This window comes from Streptomyces flaveolus (genome assembly GCF_044765825.1).
Classification (GTDB): Bacteria; Actinomycetota; Actinomycetes; order Streptomycetales; family Streptomycetaceae; genus Streptomyces; species Streptomyces flaveolus.
In genome coordinates this window covers 1-4,891 of record NZ_JBIWKU010000025.1, presented here as the reverse complement: position 1 = coordinate 4,891, position 4,891 = coordinate 1, and the positions used below count along the sequence as shown (strand labels likewise).

The window sequence follows — 4,891 nt, the reverse complement described above, 5'->3', positions numbered from 1 at the left end:
AGGGCGATCTCGGGCTCTCCCTCGACCGCGATGGCCTGCTCCAGCAGCTCGGCGTCCACCGCACCGGCATCCAGATCCACCAGACGCACCGAACGCTCCGCGTACTCCGCCCGGGCCGCGCGGACCACGCCCCACACGGGCGCGTGCGCGAGGTCGTACGCGCCCTCACCCACAGCGCCACGCGTCACCCAGACCACCTCGGCCTCGGCAAGCCGCGGCTCCGCGACGACGTCCTGAACCTGCGCCAGGACAGCCGCGGCGGCATCCCGAACGGACTCCGCGTCGACCACGCCACCGCCCGGAGCGGCACCCGTGGCGTCCACCACGATCCGCGCGGGCGGCAGCTCGTCCTCACCCAGCCCGGCGAGCGCGGCCGCCAGATCTGCTACGGCCTCGACACCCAGCGCTCGGGCGAGATCGCCCGAGCCGCCGAGCACCCACACGTCCTCATGCGGCACCTCACGCAGAGCACGGGCCGGCGTGAACGCAACCTTGTACAGATGCCGGGCTGACCGGCTGCCGCGAATCTGCTCGCGCGTCGCCTCACGCAGCGCCAGCGTTCCCGACACCACGACGTTCCCGGCCGGATCGGCGGCGAGAACCCGCGCCGACGTCTGGGCGTCGTCCAGCTCCACCCGCACCCGCAGCTCGCCGGGCCCGGTCGAACGCAGCTCGGCAGCGCTCCATTCGAACGGCAGGATCACGGCCTCTTCGGTGCTGCGCAGCGCCGCGAGGGTGTGCAGGGCGGCGTCGAGCAGCGCCGGGTGCACGCCGAACTCACCCGGTGCGACCCCCTCGGGGAGGCGGACGAGGCCGTATCCGACGCCGTCCTTGCGCCACAGCTCGTGCAGCCCCTGGAAAGCGGGCCCGTACCCGAGGCCCTGCTCCGACAGCCGGTCGTAGAGACCGTCCAGTTCCACCCGCTCCGCTCCGGGCACCGGCCACTGCGCGAGCGCGGACGACGCCCCGGAAGCGGCGGCGTCAGCGCCGTCCTGGTCCGAAGCGCCCCCGAGAACACCGGTGGCGTGGCACGTCCAGGTCTCCTTGCCGTCCTCCTGCTGGCTGTATACGGCCACCTCGCAGCGGCCCGAGTCGTCCGGCGCGCCGACGGTGACCTGGAGTCGTATGTGGGTGCTGGTCTCGCCGGGTTCGGGCAGGACGAGGGGTTCGGCGAGGGTGAGTTCGTCGACGCGGGTGGCTCCGGTTTCGGTGGCTGCGGTCCAGGCCAGTTCGAGGAGTCCGGTGCCGGGGAGGAGGGGGGTGTTGTAGACGGTGTGGTCGTTGAGCCAGGGGTGTTGGGTGGGGGAGAGGCGTCCGGTGAGGAGGTGGCCTTCGCCGTTGGCGAGGGCGGTGGCGGCTCCGAGCCAGGGGTGGGTGGAGGCGTGGAGTCCGAGTGAGGTGGTGTCCTGGGGGGTGTGGGTGGGCTCGGTCCAGAAGTGTTCGTGCTGGAAGGGGTAGGTGGGCAGGGGTGCCTGTCCGGCGGATGCGGGGAGGGTTTTGGTCCAGTCGGTGGTGTGGCCTTGGACGTGGAGCAGGGCGAGGTTGCGCAGGAGTTGGGTGTGGCTGCCGTGGTTGCGGGCGAGGGTGCCGATGACGATGCCGTTGTGTTCGGTGGCGGCGTTGGTGAGGGGCATCGAGAGCACTGGGTGGGCGCTGATTTCGATGTAGGTGGTGTGGTGGTCGGCGAGGAGGTGGGTGAGGGCTTGGTCGAAGCGGACGGTTTCGCGCAGGTTGCGGCACCAGTAGGTGCCGTCGAGTTCGGTGCCGTCGGTGGGCTGGCCGGTGACGGTGGAGTAGAAGGCGGTGTTGGTCTGGGTGGGGGTGATGTTGGTGAAGCCTGCCGCGAGGTCGGGCAGGAGGGGGTCCATGTGGGCGTGGTGGGAGGCGTAGTCGACGTTGACCTTGCGGGCGTAGACGTTGCGCTCTTGCAGCTCGGACACCAGCTGGTCCAGTGCGCCGGCCTCGCCGGAGATGACCGTTGAGGTTGAGGTGTTGATGGCGGCGATCGACAACGCCTGGCCGTAGGGTGCGATGAACTCCTCGACCTCTGCCTGGGGGCGCTCGATGAGGGCCATGCCGCCACTGCCCGAGCAGGCCAGGACCGCCCGGGAGCGCTGGGCGACAATCTGCGCGCCCTGTTCCAGGGTGAGTGCGCCGGCGACGACGGCGGCGACGACTTCGCCCTGGGAGTGGCCGATGACGGCGTCGGGGTTGATGCCGTGGGAGCGCCAGAGGGCGGACAGGGCCACGCCCATGGCGAAGAGTGCGGGCTGGATGACATCGACCCGGTCGTGCGGCGGGTGGTCGCCACCCTCACCGGTGAGGACTTCGCGCACCGACCAGCCGGTGAACGGCTTCAGAGCGGTGTCGCAGGCGTCGATCGTCTCGGCGAACACCGGCGACTGGGCGAGCAGGTCCCGGCCCATGCCGATCCACTGACTGCCCTGCCCGGGATAGACGAACACCGTCTTCCCCCGCGGCTGAGCCGTCCCGGTCACGACCTGCTCATGCGGCTGGCCCTCGGCGATCGCCCGCAGCGTCTCAACGGCCTGCTCCACCGACTCCGCGAGCACCGCAGCCCGGGTCCCGAAGTGCGTACGGTGCAGCGCAGCCGTGGCGGCCACATCGGCCAGCGGGACCTCGTCGTGGTTCGCCAGCCAGTCCGCCCAGCGTCCCGCCTGTTCCCGCAGTGCGGCCTCGCTCCGGCCCGACACCACGATCGGCACCGGAAGCCGAGGAGCCTCAGCGGCCTCGGCCGCCTCGACGGCGGGCGCCTCCTCCAGAATCAGATGGGCGTTGGTGCCGCTGAGACCGAACGACGAGATGCCCGCGCGGCGTACCCGCTCACCCCGCACCCACGGGCGGGCATCCTGGAGCAGCTCCAGGCCGGAGCCCTCCCACTCGATGTGCGGGCTGGGCTGGTCGGCGTGCAGGGTCTTGGGGAGGGTGTCGTGCTGGAGGGCGAGGATCATCTTGATGACGCCCGCGACACCGGCCGCGGCCTGGGCGTGGCCGATGTTGGACTTGGAGGAGCCCAGGTAGAGGGGGTGGTCCTTGGCTCGCGTGGGTCCGAAGACCTCCGCGAGCGCCCCCGCTTCGATGGGGTCGCCGAGGCTGGTGCCGGTGCCGTGGGCTTCGATGGCGTCGATGTCGTCGGGGGTCAGGCGGGCTGCCGTGAGTGCGTCCTGGACGACGCGCTGCTGGGAGGGGCCGTTGGGGGCGGTCAGGCCCTGGCTGCGGCCGTCCTGGTTGACGGCGCTGCCCCGGATGACCGCCAGCACACGGTCGCCGTCGCGTTGGGCGTCGGAGAGGCGCTTGAGGAGGAGGATGCCGGCGCCTTCGGCCCAGCCGGCGCCGTCGGCGTCGGCGGAGAAGCTCTTGCAGCGGCCGTCGGCGGCCATGCCCTTGAGGCGGCTGAACTCGACGAAGAGGGCGGGGGTGGACATGACGGTGACGCCGCCGACCAGGGCGGTGTCGCACTCGCCGTTGCGCAGGGCGGTCACGCCGAGGTGGGTGGCGACCAGCGACGACGAGCACGCCGTGTCCACCGTGACGGCCGGGCCCTGAAGGCCGAGCGCGTACGAGACCCGGCCCGACACCACACTGCTCGCGTTGCCGGTGCTGACGTACCCGTCCAGATCGCCCAGACCTGCCTGCTTGCCGTAGTCGGAGCTCATCGTGCCGAGGTAGACGCCGGTGCGGGACTCCGAGAGCGTGTCGGGGCGGACGCCTGCCCGTTCGAGGGCCTCCCAGACGGTCTCCAGGATGATCCGCTGCTGCGGGTCCATCGACTGCGCCTCACGCGGGGAGATGCCGAAGAACTCCGCGTCGAAGCCCTCGATGTCCTCGATGAACCCGCCATCGCGGGCGTAGGACTTGCCGACGGCCTCGGGGTCCGGGTCGTACAGGCCCAGGCCCTCCCACCGCTTGGGCAGGCCGCTGATGGCGTCGGATCCGCTGACCAGCAGCTGCCAGTAGTCCTCGGGGGTGCCGATACCGCCGGGCAGGCGGCAGGCCATCGACACCACCGCGACCGGCTCCGTCTTCGCGGCGCGCTCCGAGGCGAGGTCGTTCTCGGCCTGCAGCAGCGCGTTCGTCGTACGTCGCAGATAGGTCTCGAGCTTCTGCACGTCGGTAGCGCTCACTTGCCCACTCCAAACTTGCGGTCCAGGAAATCGAGGAGGTCTTCTTGGCTGCTGTCCGTGACGTCCGCGGCGTCCATTTCGGGTTCGCCGGGTTCGGCGGCGGCCGTCTTCGACAGCGCCGCGTGCAGGTCCACGAAGCTGGCCACGAGGCCCTGCGTCGTGAGCTGTTCCGGCGTCGCGGAGAGCAGCAGCTCCACGAGTGCGTCGATCTGGATCTTCGTCAGGCGAGGTGCCGAGGCGCCCGAACCGGCGCCGCCGAGTGCGAGCTTGTCGAGCAGGAGCCCGGCGATGGCGGTGGGGGTGGGGTAGTCGAAGGCGAGGGTCGCCGGCAGCGACACCCCGGTCTCGGCCGACAGGCGGCGGCGCAGCTCGACCGCCATCACCGAGTCGATGCCGAGATCCTTCAGCACCTGCTTGGCGCCGACACTCGCGGCGTCCGCTATGCCGAGGACAGTGGCGACCTCGCGCCGCACCACCTCCAGCACCGACGCGTGCCGCTCCTCCTCGGGCAGCGCGAGCAGCCGGTCGCGCAGTGCGCCCGGGGCCGCTGCCGCCGCACCCGCCCGGCGCTGCCTCGCCCGCACCAAGCCGCGGAAGAGGGCGGGCACTTCACCGCTCCGCTCCGCCTCACGGCGCACCGCGCCCAGGTCGAGCTTCAGCGGGATGGTGTGGGGGTGGTTGGCGGTGAGGGTGGTGTCGAGGAGGTGGAGGGCTTGTTCGGTGGTCAGGGCGGTGACGCCTTGGCG

At 71.5% G+C, this 4,891-nt stretch carries 2 protein-coding genes; both read right to left on the bottom strand.

The annotated features are described in order from the left end of the window. Window positions 1-4,145 (bottom strand): type I polyketide synthase (locus tag ACIRG6_RS37675; protein ID WP_403326623.1); only part of this gene is annotated, 4,145 nt, incomplete at its 3' end. After that, window positions 4,142-4,891 (bottom strand): acyl carrier protein (locus tag ACIRG6_RS37670; RefSeq protein WP_403326620.1); only part of this gene is annotated, 750 nt, incomplete at its 5' end. The genes ACIRG6_RS37675 and ACIRG6_RS37670, both read right to left, overlap by 4 nt.